The organism is Dietzia sp. HMSC21D01 (assembly GCF_001815995.1).
In the GTDB taxonomy this organism is placed as follows: Bacteria; Actinomycetota; Actinomycetes; order Mycobacteriales; family Mycobacteriaceae; genus Dietzia; species Dietzia cinnamea.
This window is the reverse complement of sequence record NZ_KV824117.1, coordinates 1-4179: the sequence shown is the minus strand read 5'-3', so window position 1 is coordinate 4179 and position 4179 is coordinate 1. Positions and strand designations below refer to the sequence as shown.

Sequence of the window (4179 nt, the reverse complement as noted above, 5' to 3'; positions counted from 1 at the left end):
CGCACCGCGCGCCGAGGTGGAGGCCGCGCCCGACCGCGACATCATCCGGCCGCGCCGACAGCGCGGCATGTTATGGCTCATCGTGGTGCTCGCCGCCGCGATCGGACTGGCCGTGGCCGGGTGGTGGCTCGGCTCGGGGCGGTTCGTGGAGGTGCCCTCCGTCCAGGGGATGTCGGTGGGCCAGGCCACCGACGCGGTCAACGCCGTGGGGCTCGCGGCCGCGACGCGCGACGCCTTCAGCAACGACGTCCCCCCGTCCGGCCTGGTGGGTACCGACCCCGCGGCGGGTGAGAAGGTGCCCCGCGGGGACACCGTGGCCGTGTTGGTGTCGGTGGGGCGCCCGGTGGTGCCCGAGGTGGGTGCGAACCGGACCGTCGACGCCGTCTCGGCCGCCCTCCGGGAGAACTCGCTGGAGCCGGTCCGCGGCGGCTCCGAGTACTCCGACTCGGTGCCCGTCGGCCAGGTGGTGTCGTTGCAGCCCGGCGCGGGCACGACCGTCGACGTGGGCACGCGCGTGGCCATGATCACCAGCTCCGGGCCGGCGCCGGTGGCCGTGCCGGAGGTGGTGGGCCTGGCCGAGGACCAGGCGCGCGCCGCCCTCGAGGGCGCGGGCCTCGCCGTGTCGGAGGTCAGGAGGGTGTACGACGACGAGGTGGACGGTGGCCTGGCCGTGGGCACCGACCCGGACGCCGGGACCGACGTGTCCCGCGGCGACGGGGTCGTCCTGCTGGTCTCCAACGCACTGACCGTGCCCGACATCAGGGACGTGCCCGTCGACGAGGCGACCGACGTGCTCGAGAAGGCCGGGTTCACGGTCGTCCTCGAGTCGCCCGTCACCGATCGTCAGGTCGCCGACGGTCGGGTGGTCCGTACCGAGCCGCCCGCCGGGACCCGCCTCGACCCGTCGGGCGCCGTGCTGCGGATCGTGCCGTCGGACGCGGTGACCGTCCCGGTCGTGCTTGGCTCACGCGCGTCCGACGCCCGCCAGCGACTGCAGGAGGCCGGACTGCGCGCCACCATCGACGCGGGGACGTCGAGCGGCATCGTCTACGGCCAGACCCCGCTGCCCGGCCGGGTGGTGGCCCGGGGCAGCGAGGTCGAGATCGACGCCCTGGGCTGACGCGTCGCGCCGGCGGCCGGGCCCGACGCGTCAGTGGCGCAGCATCTCCGCGACCAGGTAGGCCAGCTCGAGCGACTGCTGGGTGTTGAGCCGCGGGTCGCAGGCCGTCTCGTACCGGCCCGCCAGATCCAGGTCGGAGATGTCCTGGGCGCCGCCGAGGCACTCCGTGACGTCCTCGCCGGTCAACTCGATGTGGATCCCGCCGGGATGCGACCCGAGCGCGTGGTGCACCTCGAAGAAGCCCTGGACCTCGTCGATGATCCGGTCGAAATGGCGGGTCTTGTACCCGTTCGACGTGGAGTGGGTGTTGCCGTGCATCGGGTCGCACTGCCAGATGACCTTGTGCCCGGTGGCCTCCACCGCACGGACGATCGGCGGGAGCGCCTCCCGGACCTTGTCGTTGCCCATGCGGGAGACCAGGGTGAGGCGGCCCGGCCGGTTGTCCGGGTCGAGCTTCTTCACGTACTCGACCGCCAGCTCGGGCGTCGTGGTGGGACCGATCTTCAGTCCGATGGGGTTCTGGATGAGCGAGGCGAACGCCACGTGCGCGTCGTCGATGCCGCGGGTGCGCTCCCCGATCCACAGGAAGTGGGCCGACAGGTCGTACAGGCCCGGCTCGGCGTCACCGGTGAGTCCCGTCCCGTCGTCGGCCAGGCGCAGCATCGCCCGCTCGTAGTCCAGGACCAGGGCCTCGTGGGAGGAGAAGATGTCGGCGGACCGCAGGTTCGCGTCGGAGACGCCGCACGCGTCCATGAAGCGCAGGCCCCGGTCGACCTCCGCGGCCAGGGCCTCGTAGCGGGCACCGGCCGGCGAGCCGGCTACGAACTCCATGTTCCACTCGTGCACGCGGTGCAGGTCGGCGGTGCCCGACGCCGTCAGGGAGCGGACGAGGTTCATCGCCGCGGCCGCGTTGGCGTAGGCGCGGACCAGGCGGGACGGGTCGTGCTCGCGGGCGGACTCGTCCGCCTCGATGCTGTTGACCATGTCCCCCCGGTAGGACAGCAGTCCGGTGCCGTCGCGGTCGGCGGAGCGGGGCTTGGCGTACTGGCCGGCGATGCGACCGACCTTGACCACGGGCATCGAGGCGCCGTAGGTCAGCACGACCGACATCTGCAGGAGCGTGCGGATCACGCCCTTGATATGGGGCTCGGTGTTGGCCTCGAACGTCTCCGCGCAGTCACCGCCCTGCAGCAGGAACGCCCGACCGTGGGCCACGTCCGCCAGGCGGTCCGAGAGGTGCTCGACCTCGGAGGCCACGCAGATCGGCGGGACGCTCTCGAGGACCTTGCGCATGGCGGCGGCGTGCTGCGGGTCCCACGACGGCTGCTGCAGCGCCGGCCGGGAGAGCGCATCGGCCAACTGCCTGTTGAGGTCCGCGGAGAGCGGCGGCAGGTCGGGGAGTTGCGCGATGTCGACGTCGACTGTCCAGTTGCTCACCCCGGCGACGATACGCCACCGCGCGCGGGCGAGGCCTCAGAGACCCAGGTGGGGCGCCTGCTCGGCGATGGCCCGGAACCGCATCGCCACATGGCGGGCGTCACCGAGTGCGTCGTGTGCGCCCCCGGGGTGCGCCGGCAGCTCCGGCCGGCCGGCGAGCTCCCACAGTTGGCGGACGTCGCGGGTGAACTTGGGCATCGCCGCCGGGAGCTTCGTCATGTCGCCCCACAGCTGGCACACCGCGACGTGGTCATAGGCGCCGATCCACGCCCACATCTCGACCGGGCCGGTGGGCCGGGCCGTGACGAAGTCGTACAGCTCGTCGCGGATCCGGGCCCTCGACATCCACGCCGCGGACGACGGGTTGGGGAGTTTGGGCAGGACGTTGCGGCGGACCCACGGGCCGGCCGTCGACGAGTCGAACTCGGTGGACACCGCGTAGAACTCGCGACCGTCCTCGGCGACGACCCCCACCGACACCAGGTCGATGGTCGTGCCGTCCTCGATGAACTCGCAGTCGTAGAAGTACCGCACCTCGTCAGCGCTGTCCGTCGACGGGCTGGTCGAGCAGGTTGTGCCCTGACTCGCGGACCGCCTGGTAGCGCTTCTTCATGTCCGCGCCGTAGATGTCGTGGACGTACTCCTGGCCGGTGAGTGCCTGGATGCGACGCATGAGCTCGTCGGTGACCTCGCGCTCGGCCGCCCGGTCGCCTTCACGGCCGGCCCACGGCGAGAGGTCGAGCGGCTCGCCGAGCATAACGCGGACCTCGGTGCGCGGGAAGAAGCGGAACCTGGTCGCCTTGCGGACGTACTCGCCGGTGCCGGAGACCCCGACGGGGATGATCGGCACGCCCGCGCGCAGCGCCAGCCGGGCCGGCCCGGTCTTGCCCCGGTAGAGCCGTCCGTCCGGGGAACGGGTGCCCTCGGGATAGATGCACAGGATCTGCCCGGACGACAGGACTTCGAGACCGGCGTCCAGCGCCGCCTGTGCGGCGTCGGCGTTGGTGCGGTCGATCGGGTACTGCCCGGAGCCGGCGAAGAACCACCGGCTGAGCATCCCGCGGATGCCGGTTCCCGTGAAGTAGTCACTCTTGGCCAGGAACGTCACCCGGCGCGGCAGGAGCAGCGGGGTGAACAGCCAGTCCGCGACCGACTGGTGGTTGCCGACGAGGAGAGCGGCCCCCCGGGCCGGGAAGTGCTCGCGTCCCGTCACGACCCGCCGACTCGTCACCCGGAGGAACGGGCCGATGAGCACGCACTTGAACAGGTAGTACAGCAACGCGGTCCCCGGTCCTCTCGTGGTGCCAATCGACGAATGCGGATACTACCCGGCCGTGTCGGCGGAACCGGTCGGCACGAGGTTCTGCGGCCACAGATCGGGGTCCGGGAGAAAGCGTAGCCGGACCCGCCCGGCGCCGGCGTCGAAGGTCGAGTCGACGAGGACGCAGCGGGTCAGCAGCGGCGGCAGGCCGAGAACGGCGCGGAAACCGTCGTGTTCGAGGCGGAGCCGGTCGCCCTCGACGGACGCCGGCGTGGAGGGCGCGGTCGGGACGGGGTATTCGACGCGGTATCCCCCGTCGCCGTCAGGCGCCACCTCGGGCCGGACGGCGCCGCGCGCGAGC

4 protein-coding genes and 1 pseudogene are annotated in these 4179 nt (G+C 72.3%); 1 reads left to right on the top strand and 4 read right to left on the bottom strand.

What is annotated here, in order from left to right; all coding sequences use genetic code 11:
* A partial coding sequence (locus HMPREF3086_RS16075; RefSeq protein WP_141764129.1) for a PASTA domain-containing protein occupies nt 1–1120 on the top strand: 1120 nt, incomplete at its 5' end.
* Nucleotides 1121–1150: 30 nt separating this feature from the next.
* On the opposite strand, the gene HMPREF3086_RS16070 is transcribed toward HMPREF3086_RS16075, so the two are convergent.
* The 4 genes and pseudogenes from HMPREF3086_RS16070 to HMPREF3086_RS16055 form a co-directional block, all read right to left on the bottom strand.
* Complete coding sequence (locus tag HMPREF3086_RS16070; RefSeq protein ID WP_061913766.1) at nt 1151–2557, bottom strand: class II 3-deoxy-7-phosphoheptulonate synthase; 1407 nt, start codon at nt 2555–2557, stop codon at nt 1151–1153.
* A gap of 36 nt (nt 2558–2593) precedes the next feature.
* Nucleotides 2594–3091, bottom strand: coding sequence for a polyadenylate-specific 3'-exoribonuclease AS (locus HMPREF3086_RS16065; protein ID WP_007632179.1), 498 nt, complete (start codon nt 3089–3091; stop codon nt 2594–2596).
* Nucleotides 3092–3095: 4 nt separating this feature from the next.
* Nucleotides 3096–3836, bottom strand: coding sequence for a lysophospholipid acyltransferase family protein (locus HMPREF3086_RS16060; protein ID WP_061913764.1), 741 nt, complete (start codon nt 3834–3836; stop codon nt 3096–3098).
* Between the two features lie 45 nt (nt 3837–3881).
* Nucleotides 3882–4179: pseudogene (locus HMPREF3086_RS16055) on the bottom strand (hypothetical protein); the annotation flags it as partial.